Annotated in this window: 13 protein-coding genes; 8 read left to right on the forward strand and 5 right to left on the reverse strand. The window is 56.9% G+C overall.

All coding sequences use genetic code 11. From position 1 onward, the window contains the following. Window positions 1–24: 24 nt before the first annotated feature. The 4 genes from I6L58_RS17460 to queF form a co-directional block, all read right to left on the reverse strand. Complete coding sequence (locus I6L58_RS17460; RefSeq protein WP_006178282.1) at window positions 25–1,392, reverse strand: L-serine ammonia-lyase; 1,368 nt, start codon at window positions 1,390–1,392, stop codon at window positions 25–27. 63 nt (window positions 1,393–1,455) lie between these two features. After that, window positions 1,456–2,745 (reverse strand): HAAAP family serine/threonine permease, encoded by a 1,290-nt coding sequence (locus I6L58_RS17465; RefSeq protein ID WP_088208622.1) that lies wholly within the window; start codon window positions 2,743–2,745, stop codon window positions 1,456–1,458. A gap of 515 nt (window positions 2,746–3,260) precedes the next feature. Continuing rightward, window positions 3,261–4,625, reverse strand: coding sequence for a nucleotide 5'-monophosphate nucleosidase PpnN (ppnN, locus tag I6L58_RS17470; RefSeq protein ID WP_042321829.1), 1,365 nt, complete (start codon window positions 4,623–4,625; stop codon window positions 3,261–3,263). A 116-nt stretch (window positions 4,626–4,741) separates the two neighbouring features. Beyond that, on the reverse strand, window positions 4,742–5,584 hold the full coding sequence (queF, locus tag I6L58_RS17475; RefSeq protein ID WP_088208623.1) for an NADPH-dependent 7-cyano-7-deazaguanine reductase QueF: 843 nt from the start codon (window positions 5,582–5,584) through the stop codon (window positions 4,742–4,744). A gap of 69 nt (window positions 5,585–5,653) precedes the next feature. Between queF and syd the strand changes: the two genes are divergently transcribed. The 8 genes from syd (at window position 5,654) to I6L58_RS17515 (ending at window position 14,012) form a co-directional block, all read left to right on the forward strand. Then, window positions 5,654–6,199, forward strand: coding sequence for a SecY-interacting protein (gene syd / locus I6L58_RS17480; protein ID WP_088208624.1), 546 nt, complete (start codon window positions 5,654–5,656; stop codon window positions 6,197–6,199). Between the two features lie 633 nt (window positions 6,200–6,832). Continuing rightward, the gene (locus I6L58_RS17485; RefSeq protein WP_006178276.1) at window positions 6,833–7,162 is read left to right on the forward strand and encodes a YqcC family protein; all 330 of its coding nucleotides are present in this window, start codon (window positions 6,833–6,835) and stop codon (window positions 7,160–7,162) included. Continuing rightward, complete coding sequence (gene truC / locus I6L58_RS17490; RefSeq protein ID WP_088208625.1) at window positions 7,159–7,944, forward strand: tRNA pseudouridine(65) synthase TruC; 786 nt, start codon at window positions 7,159–7,161, stop codon at window positions 7,942–7,944. The genes I6L58_RS17485 and truC overlap by 4 nt, the downstream gene beginning before the upstream one ends. A gap of 15 nt (window positions 7,945–7,959) precedes the next feature. Next, window positions 7,960–8,409: a flavodoxin gene (locus I6L58_RS17495; protein ID WP_088208626.1), complete on the forward strand. Its 450-nt coding sequence runs from the start codon at window positions 7,960–7,962 to the stop codon at window positions 8,407–8,409. A 338-nt stretch (window positions 8,410–8,747) separates the two neighbouring features. Then, the gene (gene gudP, locus I6L58_RS17500) at window positions 8,748–10,103 is read left to right on the forward strand and encodes a galactarate/glucarate/glycerate transporter GudP (RefSeq protein WP_006178269.1); all 1,356 of its coding nucleotides are present in this window, start codon (window positions 8,748–8,750) and stop codon (window positions 10,101–10,103) included. Then, window positions 10,103–11,443 carry an enolase C-terminal domain-like protein gene (locus I6L58_RS17505; RefSeq protein WP_042322288.1) on the forward strand — a complete coding sequence of 447 codons (1,341 nt, stop codon included), beginning with the start codon at window positions 10,103–10,105 and terminating at the stop codon, window positions 11,441–11,443. Before gudP ends, I6L58_RS17505 begins: the two co-directional genes overlap by 1 nt. 14 nt (window positions 11,444–11,457) lie before the next feature. Next, complete coding sequence (gene gudD / locus I6L58_RS17510; RefSeq protein ID WP_058608537.1) at window positions 11,458–12,795, forward strand: glucarate dehydratase; 1,338 nt, start codon at window positions 11,458–11,460, stop codon at window positions 12,793–12,795. Between the two features lie 77 nt (window positions 12,796–12,872). Then, on the forward strand, window positions 12,873–14,012 hold the full coding sequence (locus tag I6L58_RS17515; protein ID WP_006178264.1) for a glycerate kinase: 1,140 nt from the start codon (window positions 12,873–12,875) through the stop codon (window positions 14,010–14,012). An 89-nt stretch (window positions 14,013–14,101) separates the two neighbouring features. Here I6L58_RS17515 and barA read toward each other — a convergent pair whose 3' ends face one another. After that, a complete protein-coding gene (gene barA, locus I6L58_RS17520) occupies window positions 14,102–16,861 on the reverse strand; it encodes a two-component sensor histidine kinase BarA (RefSeq protein ID WP_006178263.1) in 2,760 nt (919 codons plus the stop codon). Window positions 16,862–16,905: the final 44 nt, after the last annotated feature.

Below are 16,905 nucleotides of genomic sequence, written 5' to 3' on the forward strand. Positions count from 1 at the left end.
CAAAACGAGGCTTCTTTTTGAGGCTTAATCGCAGGTGACAATCTTCATGGCTAAACCACCGCGGGAGGTTTCGCGGTATTTGGCGTTCATGTCTTTACCGGTTTCGTACATGGTCTCAATGACTTTATCGAGGCACACGCGCGGCTCGCTGGTGCGGCGCAGCGCCATACGTGCCGCGTTCACCGCTTTCACGGAGGCGATCGCGTTACGTTCAATGCACGGTACCTGCACCTGTCCGGCGACCGGGTCGCAGGTCAGGCCAAGGTTATGCTCCATGCCGATTTCCGCCGCGATGCAGACCTGAGTTGGGCTTGCGCCCAGCAGTTCAGCCAGACCCGCCGCCGCCATAGAACAGGCCACGCCGACTTCACCCTGACAGCCCACTTCCGCACCGGAAATGGAGGCGTTCATTTTGTACAGTGAGCCAATCGCACTGGCAACCAGCAGGTAGCGCGCCAGCGAGTTAGCGTTCACTTCACGGATGAACTTGTCGTAATACGCGAGAACCGCCGGGACGATGCCGCAGGCACCGTTGGTCGGTGCCGTGACGACGCGGCCGCCCGCTGCGTTTTCTTCGTTAACTGCCAGCGCGAACATGTTGATCCAGTCCACGACCGCCATCGGGTCGGTGGTGGTTTTGTCGGTGCTGACAAGCATACGACGCAGCGCTGCCGCACGGCGCGGTACGCGCAGTTTACCCGGCAGTACGCCTTCGGTGGTGATCCCGCGCTCAATACCGCCACGCATCACTTCCCAGACGTTGGCGAAGTGCTGCTCCAGCGCTTCCTTACTGTGCAGCGCCAGTTCGTTTTTCATCATCAGGCCGGACAGGGACAGACCCGTTTCCTGACAGTGACGCTGTAAATCCGCGGCGTTTTTGTACGGGTACGGCACTTCAACCGCCGCGTTGTTGGTCTGACCAAAGTGGTCTTCGTCGACAATAAAACCGCCGCCGATGGAGTAATACGTCTGGCTGTAAACCGCTTTATCGCCAACCAGCGCGGTAATACGCATGCCGTTTTCGTGCAGCGACAGGTTATCCGCATGGAAATTCATGCAGTGATCAACCGGGAATTCAACCTCGTGATCGCCGTTTGCCAGCAGCAGGCGGCCATGGGTATTGACGTCCTGGATAAAACCAGGGATCGCATCAATATCAACGGTGTCCGGCAGATTTCCCGCCAGGCCCATGATAATGGCGATATCGGTATGGTGGCCTTTACCGGTAAGGGAAAGGGAACCGTATACATCGACAACCACGCGGGTGATGTCGTGCAAAATGCCGCGTGCAATCAAGTCATCCGTGAATTGTTTACCGGCCTTCATTGGTCCGACGGTGTGAGAGCTGGAAGGACCAATACCGATTTTGAAGATATCGAATACGCTAATCATGATGCGTCCATTGCTATCAGTCAGAGGGGAGGAGTGCGCCGCCCGAAGACGGCGCAGGAGGTATTAGCTGAACAGCGAGTAGAAAATAGCGGAGATGGCAATCAGACCCATAACCACAACGAAAATGTTGCTGATATGGCCGCTGTATTTACGCATCGCAGGTACTTTCTGAATCGCGTACATCGGCATCAGGAACAGAATCATCGCGATAACCGGGCCGCCCAGGGTTTCAATCATGCCCAGGATGCTTGGGTTCAGCGTGGCGACCGCCCAGGTCGTCAGCAGCATGAACAGCGCGGTGATTTTATTCAGCTTGTTGATTTCAATGCTCTTGCCTTTACCGCGCAAAGATTTAATCACCATACCGTTGAAGCCTTCACGTGCGCCAAGATAGTGGCCGAGGAAGGATTTGGTGATAGCGATAATCGCGATGATCGGTGCCATCCACGCAATCAGCGGTGCGTTAAAGTGGTTTGCCAGGTAAGACAGAATAGAGATGTTCTGCTCTTTCGCCGCCGCCAGGTCTGCCGGGGAGAGGCTCAGCACGCAGCTGAACACGAAGAACATAACGGTCAGTACCATCATCACGTGGGCGCGTGCCAGGATGCTGGAGCACTTCTTCTCTGCACCGGTGCCGTACTCTTCACGCTTCGCAACCGCGAAAGAAGAGATGATTGGCGAGTGGTTGAAGGAGAACACCATGACAGGGATTGCCAGCCACAGGGTCAACAGCAGGCCGTTGCCGGTTGCGGATGCGCTGCTCAGAGACAGGGTTTCCAGCGCCGCGCCGTTCCACTGTGGGATCAGGTAGCAGGCCAGCACCATCAGGGCGGCGACAAACGGGAACACCAGAATGCTCATCGCTTTTACGATCATCTGCTCGCCGAAGCGCACGATGGTCATCATACCCACGATCAGGATCAGCGAAAGGATGGCGCGCGGTGGCGGCGTCATCTGCAGCTGGTGCGTCATGAAGCTTTCCACGGTGTTGGTGATCGCCACGCTGTACACCAGCAGAATCGGGTAAATCGCGAAGAAGTAGAGCAGGGTAATCAGTTTACCCGCGCCCACGCCAAAGTGCTCTTCAACCACTTCGGTGATGTCTTCACCCGGGTTTTTACCGGACAGCACGAAGCGGGTCAGACCGCGGTGTGCAAAGAAGGTCATCGGGAAGGCGATAATCGCCATGATGATCAGCGGGATTAAACCGCCAACGCCTGCGTTGATAGGAAGGAACAGTACACCAGCGCCGATTGCTGTGCCGTAAAGGCCAAGCATCCACATGGTATCCGTTTTGCGCCAACCGCTTCGGGAATCAATCGAAGCAACGGTGCTGGTTTGAGTGGTTTCCATCTGTATCTCCTGGAGGAAGCAAATTGTCAGGTTTTTAGTCAAATCCGATGAAAAAGTGCCTGACGGTAATATGAAATTCGTTCAGTGACGGTTTTTTAATAATTTTTGCCCGTAACTATTGGCGGGCGGAAAGATACATTCTAGTTATGAATCTATCAGTGATCCTGATCCCAATTGCAATAATATACTTTCAGGATGGGCATATTTAGACCATTTATCTGTCAAAAAAACATCAAAGAGAATTTACGGGCGCGAAGGCTACCATTAACAACATATGGCGTGAAGAAGCCGCCCCTGAGATAGGTGGCTTACGCTATAAAAAAATGGGATTTTAGTGTTTTGTGGCAGGTAATTTGGATTAAGGCTGATAATTGATGGTTGGCAAAAGGGAGTAAACGTTTGCGCAGGTGATGGATTTGTAAATGACATAAGGGATGTCTATGAATTAATTCACGAATAAAAAAAGCCGGAAAGCGAGACGTCGCATTCCGGCCTGGCAGAGGATCGCTAAAGCGTTATTTGATGATTTCGTAGCACGGGATATAGGCAGAACCCGGCAGCTTCATACGGTGCTGGGCGACAAAGCCCTGCAGCATGTCATCCATTCGGCGCATCATGTCAGGATCGCCGTGAATTTTATACGGGCCAAACTCCTCGATCGCACGAATGCCCACCTCTTTGACGTTACCCGCCACGATGCCGGAGAAGGCGCGTCGCAGATCGGCGGCCAGCACTTCCACCGGCTGATCCGGATAAAGCTTCAGATTCGCCATGTTTTCGTGTGACGGTTCAAACGGGATCTGCAGGTCGGGTGCAATGCGAATTGACCAGTTAAAGCTGTAGGCATCTCCGGTATCGCGGCGGTTCTCTTTGACCAGCGGCATCGCTTTTTTCATCTGGCGCGCCACTTCCGCAGCGTCGTCGATGATGATGCGATAGTGACGGCGCGCGTCTTCACCCAGCGTATGCACGATAAACTCGTCCAGCACGCGGAAATAGTCGGCGCTCTCTTTTGGCCCGGTGAGGATCAGCGGTAAAACCTGATCTTTGTTGGCCGGGTTCATCAGAATGCCGAGCAGATAGAGCAACTCCTCCGCTGTGCCGACGCCGCCCGGGAAGATAATAATGCCGTGCGCGATACGGACAAACGCCTCAAGACGTTTTTCAATATCCGGCATAATAATCAGCTCGTTAACCAGCGGGTTCGGTGGCTCAGCCGCAATGATCGACGGCTCGGTCATGCCAATGAAGCGCCCCTCTTTATAGCGTTGCTGCGCGTGACCTACGGCGGCACCTTTCATCGGCGCTTCCATCGCGCCCGGACCGCAGCCGGTACAGATATTCAGCTCGCGCAGGCCAAGCTGGGTCCCCACGCGGCGCGCGTAGAGATATTCGGTTTCATTAATGGAGTGACCACCCCAGCACACAACCATATTGGGCGCTTCACCAACGTGGAGCGCGCGGGCGTTGCGCAAAATAGAGAACACCAGGTTGGTGATATGAACCGAGCTTTCAAGGTCAAGATGCTGGAAACGCCCGGCGTTACTGATCTGCCCGTTAACGAACAGGATATCGCGCAGCACGGCGAAGAGGTTTGCCTGCAGGGAGCGAATAATGCGCCCGTCAACAAAGGCATCTTCCGGCGGGTTAATCACTTCCAGTTTTACGCCGCGCTCGCGGCGCAGCACGTTGATATCAAAACTTTCAAAGCGGGACAGCAGCTCTTTGCTGTTGTCGGTCAGGCTTCCGGAGTTCAGTACGGCAAGTGAACAGTTGCGAAACAGTTGATAAAGGTCGCTGCTGGCCGTGCGTTTAAGCATGTCGACTTCCAGCTGCGACAACATATCCATTGAGCCAAGCGGGCTAATATGTGTAATCAAGTGAGCTCCTTACGGGACGAAGATCGTCTTTCCCTGTAGATTACAATAGCCCTGGCTTATGACGTTTCACAACACCCGGGGCGGAATACCGCCCGCATATTGTGAAAATATTTAGATTACTGACGCACCAGCCGGCCCGTGGCAGGCACGAAATCGGTGTTGGTACGCCACGGGTTAATGTCCAGGCCGCCGCGGCGGGTGTAGCGCGCGTAGACGCTCAGCTTCTCCGGCTGACAGAAACGCATGATATCGTTGAAGATGCGCTCCACGCACTGCTCGTGGAATTCGTTATGGTGGCGGAACGACACCAGATAGCGCAGCAGCTTCTCGCGATCGATCTTCGGACCGCGATACTGGATCTGCACCGAGCCCCAGTCGGGCTGGTGGGTAATCAGGCAGTTGGACTTGAGCAGATGGCTGACCAGCGTCTCGTCGACAACCTTGCCGCTTGCCGCATTTTCGAGGTAGTCGGCGCTGAATTCGTAGCTGTCGATCCCGATATCCTGATCGTCGATGCAGGTACCGTGGAAGTGGGCAACGGGCTGGCCTTCCAGTTCATGCAGGCGATAGAGCGACACCGCCACGTCGCCCTGCGCGCAGGCGCTTAAATCCCGCTGCAGCGTGTGCTGTACATCTTCCCAGCTGTTAAATGTGGTCTGGTTAAAGCTGTTGAGATACAGCTTAAAGCTTTTGGATTCGATCAGGTTCTGGCTGGCGTAATCCAGCTCAACGTGGCCGACCGCCACCTGCGGAAGGCCGCGGGCGTTAAGCCAGGAGAGTTCGTACAGCGTCCAGATATCGCCGCCGACAAACGGCAGCGCATCGGCGTGCAGGCCCAGTGGGTCGCGGTTCAGGCTGCGGGGAACGCCCTGCAACAGACTTGCATCGTAGGTGTCGCGGTAATCGGTCGTTTTGCCCAGCGTCAGGCCCGTTAACGCCTGATGATTTTCGTAAGACATGTTTCATAGCCACTTTACAGGTACACTTATGGGCTGAGTTTATCCTGTCTTACAAGAAGAGAGAAATCGGTGGATATCGAAACTGCACATGCCCTAACTACTTTCACCACCCGCTACTGCGATGCATGGCATGAACAGCATGGGACGTGGCCGCAGAGCGCCGATCTTTACGGCGTGCCGTCGCCGTGCATTATCACCACGCTTGAAGACAGCGTGCTCTGGCAGCCCAAACCCTTCACGGTTGAGCAGAATGTAAATGCGGTTGAACGCGCAATGGACCTTGTGGTACAACCAGCGGTTCACGCGTATTATACCGCGCAGTTTGCCGGGGATATGACCGCGCGCTTTGCCGATATCGCGCTGACGTTGCTGCAAACCTGGAGTGAGGACGACCTCCAGCGTGTTCAGGAAAACCTGATTGGTCACCTGGTCACGCAAAAGCGCCTTAAGCTTTCTCCGACGCTCTTTATTGCCACACTCGACAGCGAGCTGGATGTTATCTCCGTTTGCAACCTGTCCGGGGAAGTGGTCAAAGAGACGATCGGCACCCGCAACCGCGATCTCCTCGCCCCTTCACTTGCGGATTTCCTCACCCGACTTGAGCCTGTTCTGTAATCCATGTTGCTACTGCGCGTGTGAGAGATCTCTTACACGCTTTGTGAGAGATCGCTGGAACGTTGAGTTTTGTCTCAAAGGCTTAAGATAAGTATCGTCTTATTTTTCAAGATATTAAAGGTAAATGACGCGATCTTACAGCATCTCTGATGGCTTACAGGGCGTTGCAGGTGGGTTGTAAGATGCGGCGGAATAGCGGATTCTATCTCTGTCGACAGGACGCCGACACGAGAAACGAACATCAGGATGATGGCGTATCTCAGCAAGGACTCGTCAGGAAGGCGCTGCAGGAAGGCTTCAGGATGAAGCAAAGTGGATAACGCAGGATGCGTAAGGGACACCTCCAGGAAGGAGAACGAGAGCCGGTCAGGATGGTCGGTGGGTCAGGAAGGCCAGGACGTTTCAGGACGAAACACACACATCAGGATGATGTGAGCAGGATGCAACGGTTAACGGATAACCAACGCCCTTCGGGCATCAGGAAAAGTTGTCACGGATGAGCAGGGAGCACGAATTGTAGCTGGAATGCTGCGGAACGAACCGGGAGCACTGTTTATACAGTGCTCCCTTTTTTTATTTCTTCTTCCCGCAATGCTATGCTGCGCGCCGTTCCGTATTTACGTTGAGGTTCTTATGACGCATCACGATAGCGTTCGTGCTCAGCTGCACACCATCGAAGCCCTTTTGCGCCAGCATCAGCTGTGGCAGGCAAGCGCGCCGCAGCCAGAGGCATTCGCGAGTACACAACCTTTCTGTCTCGATACGCTGGAACCTTTTGAGTGGCTGCAGTGGGTGCTGATCCCCCGCATGCATGCGCTGCTGGACGGCGGGCATCCGCTGCCGCAGGCATTTGTGGTTTCTCCCTATTATGAAATGGCGCTTGAGGCCAGCCATCCAGCCCGCGACGTCATGCTGGCCGAGCTGGCCCGTCTCGATGCGCTGTTTGCCGGTGACGATGCATGACCCTTGAAATCCTCTATCAGGATGAGTGGCTGGTGGCGGTGAATAAACCGTCAGGCTGGCTGGTGCACCGAAGCTGGCTGGATCGCGACGAAAAGGTCGTCGTGATGCAGACCGTGCGCGACCAGATTGGTCAGCATGTTTTTACCGCGCACCGTCTGGACAGGCCGACCTCTGGCGTACTGCTGATGGGGTTATCCAGCGAGGCAGGGCGTTTGCTCTCCCAACAGTTTGAGCAGCACCAGATGCAGAAGCGCTATCACGCCATCGTGCGCGGCTGGCTGACGGAATCCGGCACGCTGGATTATCCGCTGGTTGAGGAGCTGGACAAAATAGCCGATAAATTTTCCCGCGACGATAAAGGCCCGCAGCCTGCGGTGACCGATTACCGGGCAATGGCGACCACGGAAATGCCGGTCGCCACCAGCAAATTTCCCACCACGCGCTACAGCCTGGTGGAGCTTTTGCCTAAAACCGGGCGTAAACACCAGCTGCGCCGCCACCTTGCGCATCTTCGCCACCCCATTATCGGCGACAGTAAGCACGGCGATTTGCGTCAGAACCGCAGTGCGGCCGAACATTTTGGCTGTCACCGTTTGATGCTGCACGCCAGCGAATTGAGCCTGACGCACCCGTTCACCGGTGAACCGCTGAGCATCCGCGCGGGGCTGGACGATGTCTGGATGCAGGCGCTGTCACAGTTTGGCTGGCGGGGACAACTCCCCGAAAATGAAAGGGTTGAGTTTGCGGCAGGCAACGTTCAGGATGAACAGCAGGCGCATTAATCAAGGGAACAACGCATGGCTGAAGTAGGCATTTTTGTCGGCACAATGTACGGCAACTCGCTGCTGGTAGCAGAAGAGGCAGAGGCAATCCTTGTGAATCAGGGCCATAAGGCCACGGTGTACGAAGATTCTGAGCTGGATGACTGGAAGAAGTACCAGGATAAATACATCCTCGTCGTGACGTCGACAACCGGGCAGGGCGATCTGCCGGACAGCATCGCTCCGCTTTACCAGGGCATTAAAGATCGGCTTGGTTATCAGCCCGACGTTCACTACGGCATCATTGCTTTAGGTGACAGTTCGTACGCCAATTTCTGCGGCGGCGGTAAACAGTTCGATGCGCTCCTGCAGGAACAGAGCGCCCAGCGCGTCGGTGAGATGCTGCTGATTGATGCGGGTGAACACCCGGAGCCAGAAAGCGAATCAAACCCGTGGGTTGAGCACTGGGCCACACTTCTCAGCTAATCCCTGCCCGGCGGCAGGGTTTACTGGCCGGGTCAGGCGAAGCCGCCACCCGGCCATAAAGCCGCATTAAAACCGCAATTCCGTGAAGTATCTTCAACTGCTTTGGGCTTATGCCCCAAACCACGTCTTTCTCCCCGTTGAATGTTGTGTCGATGCACGGTGAGGAAGCGCGTCACTCCTTCATATACTTTTCCCGTCAGTTACCAGAAAAGGCAGTGCTTCACTATAAAACGGCGCTGAGCCGTACCAAAACTGCCCAACACTAACCTCTCATTCTGATTACCCTACAGGTGCTGTACAGAATGAACTGGCGCAAGCCATGATTCAGGAGTGCAACTATGAGTACATTAAGCCAGGCCGCGAGCGGCGCTGAAAAGCGCACCAACGCTCGCTACTGGATAGTGGTGATGCTGTTTATCGTCACATCCTTCAACTACGGCGACCGCGCCACGCTGTCGATTGCCGGTTCCGAAATGGCAAAAGATATCGGGCTTGATCCGGTCGGCATGGGTTACGTCTTCTCGGCATTTTCATGGGCCTATGTGATCGGCCAAATCCCTGGCGGCTGGTTGCTCGACCGTTTTGGCTCCAAACGCGTTTATTTCTGGTCCATCTTTATCTGGTCGATGTTTACCCTGCTGCAGGGCTTCGTCGATATCTTTAGCGGCTTTGGCATTATCGTTGCGCTCTTTACCCTGCGCTTCCTGGTGGGGCTCGCGGAAGCGCCTTCCTTCCCCGGCAACAGCCGAATTGTGGCGGCCTGGTTCCCGGCGCAGGAGAGGGGCACGGCGGTGGCGATCTTTAACTCGGCCCAATACTTCGCCACGGTGATCTTCGCGCCGATCATGGGCTGGCTGACGCATGAGGTAGGTTGGTCACACGTCTTCTTCTTCATGGGCGGGCTGGGGATCGTCATCAGCTTTATCTGGCTGAAGGTTATCCACGAACCGAACCAGCATCCGGGCGTGAACAAGAAGGAGCTGGAGTACATTGCGGAAGGCGGGGCGCTGATCAACATGGATCAGAAATCCGAAAAGGTAAAAGTACCGTTCAGCCAGAAGTGGGCGCAGATCAAACAGCTTGTCGGATCGCGCATGATGATCGGGATCTATCTTGGCCAATATTGCATTAACGCCCTGACGTACTTCTTCATCACCTGGTTCCCGGTTTATCTCGTGCAGGCTCGCGGCATGTCGATCCTCAAAGCGGGGTTTGTCGCCTCGGTTCCGGCGATCTGCGGATTCGTCGGTGGTGTGCTGGGCGGCGTAATTTCCGACTGGCTGATGCGCCGCACCGGCTCGCTGAATATCGCCCGTAAAACGCCGATTGTGCTCGGTATGCTGCTCTCCATGACCATGGTGTTCTGTAACTACGTCAGCGCAGAGTGGATGATTATCGGCTTTATGGCGATGGCCTTCTTCGGCAAAGGGATTGGCGCGCTGGGCTGGGCGGTGATGGCGGATACCGCACCGAAAGAGATCAGCGGCCTGAGCGGTGGCCTGTTCAATATGTTCGGCAACATTTCCGGGATCGTCACCCCAATCGCCATCGGCTACATCGTCGGCACGACCGGCTCATTTAACGGCGCGCTGATTTACGTTGGCGTGCATGCCCTGGTCGCAGTACTGAGCTATCTGGTGCTGGTAGGGGATATCAAACGTGTTGAACTGAAACCTGTTGCGGAGCGTGGATGATGACAACCCAATCAACCCCTGTCGTTACTGAGATGAAGGTCATTCCGGTGGCCGGGCAGGACAGTATGCTGCTCAATATCGGCGGCGCGCATAACGCCTGGTTCACCCGCAACATCGTGGTGCTTACCGATAGCGCCGGGAATACGGGCGTCGGTGAAGCGCCGGGAGGTGAGGTCATTTACCAGACGCTGGTCGATGCCATCCCGCAGGTTGTTGGTCATGAAGTGGCTCGTCTGAACAACGTGGTTCAGCGGGTGCACAAGGGCAACCAGTCGGCGGATTTCGACACCTTCGGCAAGGGGGCCTGGACCTTTGAGCTGCGCGTTAACGCGGTGGCCGCGCTGGAAGCGGCCCTGCTCGATCTGCTGGGCAAAGCGCTAAACGTGCCGGTCTGCGAACTGTTAGGGCCGGGCAAACAGCGCGACGCGGTGACGGTGCTCGGTTACCTGTTTTACATCGGCGATCGTGAAAAAACCGACCTGCCTTATCTGTCGCGTTCGCCGGGCAGCCATGAATGGTATCACCTGCGCCACCAGGAGGCGCTCTCCAGCGAGGCGGTGGTCCGCCTGGCCGAAGCGGCGCAGGATCGCTACGGGTTTAAAGATTTCAAGCTGAAAGGTGGGGTATTGCCCGGTGAGCAGGAAATTGACACCGCCCGCGCGCTGAAGAAACGCTTCCCGGATGCGCGTATCACCGTTGATCCGAACGGGGCATGGCTGCTGGATGAGGCCATCGCTCTGTGTAAAGGGCTGGGTGATGTGCTGACCTACGCAGAAGACCCTTGTGGTGCCGAGCAGGGCTTCTCCGGGCGCGAAGTGATGGCGGAGTTCCGCCGCGCCACCGGGCTGCCGGTCGCCACCAACATGATTGCCACCAACTGGCGCGAAATGGGCCACGCGGTGATGCTCAATGCGGTCGATATCCCCTTAGCCGACCCGCACTTCTGGACGCTCTCTGGTGCGGTCCGCGTGGCGCAGCTTTGCGACGACTGGGGCCTGACCTGGGGCTGCCACTCCAATAACCATTTCGATATTTCGCTGGCGATGTTCACCCACGTTGGCGCAGCGGCACCGGGTAACCCGACCGCGATTGATACCCACTGGATTTGGCAGGAAGGGGAAGCCCGCCTGACCAAAAATCCGCTGGAAATCAAAAATGGCAACATTACCGTACCGGATGCGCCAGGTTTGGGCGTCGAGCTTGACTGGGATCAGATCCACAAAGCGCATGAGGCGTATAAAAAACTGCCGGGCGGCGCGCGCAACGACGCAGGCCCGATGCAGTACCTGATCCCCGGCTGGACATTTGACCGCAAGCGCCCGGTATTTGGACGTCACTGATAAAGGATTGAACGATGAGCACATTTTCTACCCCTGTAGTCACTTCCATGCAGATCATTCCGGTTGCGGGCCATGACAGCATGCTGATGAACCTGAGCGGCGCACACGCGCCATTCTTTACCCGCAACATTGTGATCGTGAAGGATAACGCCGGGCATACCGGCGTGGGCGAAATCCCCGGCGGCGAGAAGATCCGCAAAACGCTGGAGGATGCCATTCCGCTGGTGGTGGGTAAAACGCTGGGCGAATATAAAAATGTTCTGAACGCGGTGCGTAACGCCTTTGCTGACCGTGATGCGGGCGGGCGCGGGCTGCAAACCTTTGACCTGCGCACCACCATTCACGTTGTAACCGGTATCGAAGCCGCAATGCTGGATCTGCTGGGCCAGCACCTGGGCGTGAACGTCGCCTCTCTGCTGGGCGACGGGCAGCAGCGCAGCGAAGTGGAAATGCTGGGCTATCTGTTCTTCGTCGGCAACCGCAAGCTGACGCCGCTGGCGTATCAGAGCCAGCCGGACGAAACCTGCGACTGGTATCGCGTTCGTCATGAAGAGGCGATGACCCCGGATGCGGTGGTGCGCCTGGCTGAGGCCGCGTACGAAAAATATGGTTTCAACGACTTCAAGCTGAAGGGCGGCGTGCTGGCTGGTGAAGAAGAAGCCGAGGCCATTTCGGCGCTGGCTAAACGTTTTCCACAGGCACGCGTCACCCTGGATCCGAACGGTGCCTGGTCTCTGGAAGAAGCCATCAACATCGGCAAACAGCTGAAGGGCGTTCTGGCTTATGCGGAAGATCCGTGCGGTGCGGAACAGGGGTTCTCTGGCCGGGAAGTGATGGCGGAATTCCGCCGCGCCACAGGCCTGCCGACCGCAACCAACATGATTGCCACCGACTGGCGTCAGATGGGGCATACCCTGTCGCTGCAGTCTGTCGATATCCCGCTGGCTGACCCCCATTTCTGGACGATGCAGGGATCGGTTCGCGTGGCGCAGATGTGCCATGAGTTCGGCCTGACCTGGGGCTCACACTCCAATAACCACTTCGATGTCTCGCTGGCGATGTTTACCCATGTTGCGGCTGCTGCGCCTGGCAAGATCACCGCTATCGATACCCACTGGATCTGGCAGGAAGGCAACCAGCGTCTGACTAAGCAGCCGTTTGAAATTAAGGGCGGGATGGTGCAGGTCCCTGCCACGCCGGGCCTGGGGGTCGAGCTGGACATGGATCGCGTTATGAAAGCCCATGAACTGTATCTCCAGCACGGCCTCGGCGCGCGCGATGATGCCACCGCGATGCAGTACCTGATCCCGAACTGGACATTCGACAATAAGCGCCCGTGCATGGTACGATAAACCAACTGGGACCGCTCCCATAAGCGGTCTCTTGGGTGGTATATGCTTAACGTAACTCACATGCGTAAGGACGGCTTATGAAAATTGTTATCGCACCGGACTCCTACAAGGAAAGTTTGAGCGCTCTTGAGGTAGCGACAGCGATAGAAAACGGTTTTCGCGACATTTTCCCGACGGCTGAATACGTCAAACTCCCGGTGGCGGACGGCGGCGAAGGCACCGTTGAAGCCATGGTCGCCGCCACTGGAGGGCGCATTGTCCCTGTAGACGTGACGGGGCCGCTGGGTGAACGGGTAGACGGATTTTACGGCCTGTCCGGCGACGAGCAGAGCGCGTTTATCGAAATGGCGGCGGCGAGCGGGCTGGAACGTGTCGCACCGTCTAAGCGCAACCCGCTGATCACCACGTCGTGGGGCACGGGCGAACTCATCCGCCACGCGCTGGATGCGGGCGTTAAGCATATTATTATCGGCATTGGCGGCAGTGCGACCAACGACGGTGGCGCGGGCATGGTGCAGGCGCTGGGCGCAAAACTGCTGGACGCCCACGGGCAACCTGTCGGACAGGGTGGCGGTGAGCTGGCTAACCTGGCGCGCATTGACGTGAGTGAGCTCGATCGCCGCCTGGCGGATTGCCGGATCGAGGTGGCCTGCGATGTCACCAATCCGCTGACCGGCGAAGAGGGCGCATCCGCGATCTTTGGCCCGCAGAAAGGGGCCACGCCGGAGATGATCGTCACCCTGGATAACGCGCTGGAGCATTACGCGCAGGTCATCGCCAGGGATTTAGACATCGACGTGCTGCACCTTGCGGGTGGCGGTGCGGCAGGGGGAATGGGCGCTGCGCTTTACGCCTTCTGCGGTGCCCAGCTTCGTCAGGGGATTGAAATCGTCACCGACGCGCTGCACCTGGATGAACAGGTAGCGGACGCGGATCTGGTGATTACCGGCGAAGGGCGAATCGACAGCCAGACTATCCACGGTAAAGTGCCCGTTGGGGTAGCCAGAGTCGCGAAACGCTATAACAAACCGGTTATCGGGATCGCCGGCAGCCTGACAGCGGACGTCGGTGTGGTGCACGATCACGGTATCGACGCGGTATTCAGCGTGATTTACACCATTTGCTCGCTGGAAGATGCGCTGGAAAACGCCAGCGAGAACGTCAGGATGGCCGCCAGAAACATCGCGGCGGTACTGAAAGTGGGGCAGGCATTTTAGCTGTGATTGCCGGGTGGCGGCTTTGCCTTACCCGGCCTACGTTCGTGCACCTGTTGGCCCGGTAAGCGTAGCGCCACCGGGCTTTTACCTCAGTTCCCCAACAGCTTCATCGCTTCCCGCGTGACGTTATCCATCTCATCCAGCAGCTCCAGGAACTCTGGCTCAAGCTCCGATTCTGGCGTACCTGCCCGCAGTTGCTGCTCCAGCAGCTGGCACAGGTTTTTCAGCCTCGGTACGCCGCTGTAGCCGCAGCTCCCGTGCAGCTTGTGAATAGCCTCAAGCAGGCCGTCAGGATTTTCGCCAACCAGCTGTTCTTCCACTTTATTGCGAATTTCCGGCAGGAAGGCGACCAGCATCTGCAGCATCTCGCGGGCCAGATCCGGTTTACCCGCCGCCTGTCGCAGCGCCAGCTGCCAGTCGAAGGTCGCGTTTTGATTGACGCTAATCTCTGCGGGCTCGGCTGAAAACGTATAGGTTCCGCCGATATGCCCGGGCTTATAGCGCAGCAGCAGGCTGTGCAGCTTCTCTTCGTCGATCGGTTTTGCCAGATAATCATTCATCCCGGCGCTGAGGAGTTTCTCTTTCTGCCCGGCCATCGCATGAGCGGTGACGGCAATGACCGGCGTCTGCTGCTGGTGTGGAAGCTGGCGGATCAGTTCGCAGGCGCGAATGCCGTCCATGCCCGGCATCTGAATGTCCATCAGGATCAGATCGAACTGCATCTGTTTAGCCTGTTCAACCGCCTGTGCGCCGCTGTCGCACAGTTCAACGTGCTGCACCTGATCTTCCAGCAGCACGCCAATCAGCTTCAGGTTTGCCGGGTTGTCGTCCACTGCCATCACGGTCATCGGCAATTTGTGTTCGTCGTTAACCAGCGGCAGGGGCTGGTTGCTCAGGCGACAATATTCCGTTAACGCAGGCAGCAGCCGTGTGGCGGTGAGCGGTTTCAGAAGGCAGGCGGCGGCCCCGTCGTTTTTAAGCTCTTCCGCGTTGATTTGCGCGTGGCAGGGCAGCGCCAGCAGCAGGTAGTCGGTCATCGCCGCGGCTTTTGCCAGGCGCTCCTGCTGCATGGTCAACTCACCGGTAAAGGTGACAGGAATACCCATCAGCAAAATATCGTAATGTTCAACGGCGAGCGCGGAGAAGGTCGGGCTGTAAATCACCTCCAGCGGCGTGGTGCTTAGCACGTCCAGCGTACACTGGGCGGCTGCCGCGTTTGGCTCAACGTAGGCCAGACGCATCCCTTTCAGGCAGTCGGTGATCGGGCCGTCCGTCAGCACGTTAGGGTTCAGGTCAAGGTTAATGTGGAACCAGAAAGTGGAGCCTTTATTCGGCTGGCTGTGGAAGGAGATATCTCCTCCCATCTCTTTGACCAGTTTTTGAGTGATGACCAGCCCCAGCCCGGTGCCGCCATGACGGCGGGAAATACTCGCATCCGCCTGGCGGAACGCCTGGAACAGGCGCGACTGATCGCGCTCCGGAATGCCGATGCCGGTGTCACGGATCTGCACCTCAATCTGCACTTTGTTGTTACTCAGCGCCCGCTTCTCGACCAGAATGTCGATGTTGCCGCTTTCGGTAAACTTAATGGCATTCCCCACCAGGTTGGTGATGACCTGCTGCAGACGCAGCGGGTCGCCAATCACGTTGTCCGGCACGTCGTTCTTGATGTTGAGCGTCAGCTCCAGCCCTTTATCGTGCGATGAATGGGCAAGCAGCGTCACCACTTCATCCAACGTGCTGCGCAGCGGGAAAGGAATGCTCTCAAGGATCAGCTTCCCGGCTTCCAGCTTCGAGAAGTCCAGCACGTCGTTGATGATGGTCAGCAGGTTATTGGCCGACCGTTCGATGGTGTGCAGGTGATCGCGCTGAGTGGGGTTCAGCTCGCTTTTGAGCGTCAGGCGGGTAAAGCCGATCACGCCATTGAGCGGAGTACGCAGCTCGTGCGACATATTGGCAAGGAACTCAGACTTGATACGCGCCGCTTCCTGGGCGCGCTTTTTGGCGAGATCCAGCTCAACGTTCTGGATCTCCATCTGCTCCAGCGTCTCGCGCAAATCGGAGGTCGCCTGGTCGACGTTATGCTGCATCTCTTCGTGATAGGCCGCCAGCGACATCGCCATTGAGTTAATGCCGTTTTTGAGCATATCCAGCTCGCCCAACATAAAGCCTTCCACGCGGCTGTCGAGCTGGCCGCGGCGAATGCGGTCAACGGTGTTGACCATGTTGCGGATAGGCCCCGTGACGTCGCGCATCAGCCGCCAGCCGAAAATCAGGGCGATGCCAATGCAGAACAGCATCATCAGGCCCGAGATAAAAATCTCTTTGTACTGCTGCAGCCGGACCGATTTCAGATCAAGCTCCAGCGCCACGTATCCCAGCATATTGCTGCTGGACTTGGCGTCAGACAGGGCTGATTCATCCGGCGAATAGCTCTCTGAGATAATGGGCGTGCGCAGGATCATAATATCGCCCCGCCGGAGCACGGTGAGATGGCGGGGGAAGGGCGAACCGTCCGGGATTTTCAGCTCGGCAGGATCGAGATGAAAATTCGACGTGACGAACAGACGGTTGTGCTCGTCATACACGGATATGGCGCGCACGATCTCGGAGTGACGGCGATGCAGCACGCTGATGAGCTGGCCGATGGATTCACGGTTTTGCAGGTTCATCCCATACTCGCTGGAGACGGCGAGCGGCTCAATGATGCTCGCTCCCGCATCTTCCAGCTGCCGCTGTAAATCGTTATAGCGGTGGACGACAAAGAAGATGCTCAGCAGCAAACCGATGAGAACGGTCGGGGCGAGGATCAAAATCATCATGCGCGCACGCAGGCTGTAGTTGGTCATGGCGTTCCGTTATGGGACAATTAGGACAATTATGTTTATTTGAG

The sequence above is a fragment of the Enterobacter cancerogenus genome, assembly GCF_019047785.1.
Lineage (GTDB): Bacteria > Pseudomonadota > Gammaproteobacteria > Enterobacterales > Enterobacteriaceae > Enterobacter > Enterobacter cancerogenus.

Coding starts and splice junctions, on each gene's coding strand:
- queF (WP_088208623.1), bottom strand. CDS start 5,584: ATGTCTTACGAAAATCATCAGGCGTTAACGGGCCTGACGCTGGGCAAA.
- I6L58_RS17465 (WP_088208622.1), bottom strand. CDS start 2,745: ATGGAAACCACTCAAACCAGCACCGTTGCTTCGATTGATTCCCGAAGC.
- I6L58_RS17485 (WP_006178276.1), top strand. CDS start 6,833: ATGACGCATCACGATAGCGTTCGTGCTCAGCTGCACACCATCGAAGCC.
- gudD (WP_058608537.1), top strand. CDS start 11,458: ATGAGCACATTTTCTACCCCTGTAGTCACTTCCATGCAGATCATTCCG.
- I6L58_RS17515 (WP_006178264.1), top strand. CDS start 12,873: ATGAAAATTGTTATCGCACCGGACTCCTACAAGGAAAGTTTGAGCGCT.
- I6L58_RS17495 (WP_088208626.1), top strand. CDS start 7,960: ATGGCTGAAGTAGGCATTTTTGTCGGCACAATGTACGGCAACTCGCTG.
- barA (WP_006178263.1), bottom strand. CDS start 16,861: ATGACCAACTACAGCCTGCGTGCGCGCATGATGATTTTGATCCTCGCC.
- I6L58_RS17460 (WP_006178282.1), bottom strand. CDS start 1,392: ATGATTAGCGTATTCGATATCTTCAAAATCGGTATTGGTCCTTCCAGC.
- I6L58_RS17505 (WP_042322288.1), top strand. CDS start 10,103: ATGACAACCCAATCAACCCCTGTCGTTACTGAGATGAAGGTCATTCCG.
- truC (WP_088208625.1), top strand. CDS start 7,159: ATGACCCTTGAAATCCTCTATCAGGATGAGTGGCTGGTGGCGGTGAAT.
- gudP (WP_006178269.1), top strand. CDS start 8,748: ATGAGTACATTAAGCCAGGCCGCGAGCGGCGCTGAAAAGCGCACCAAC.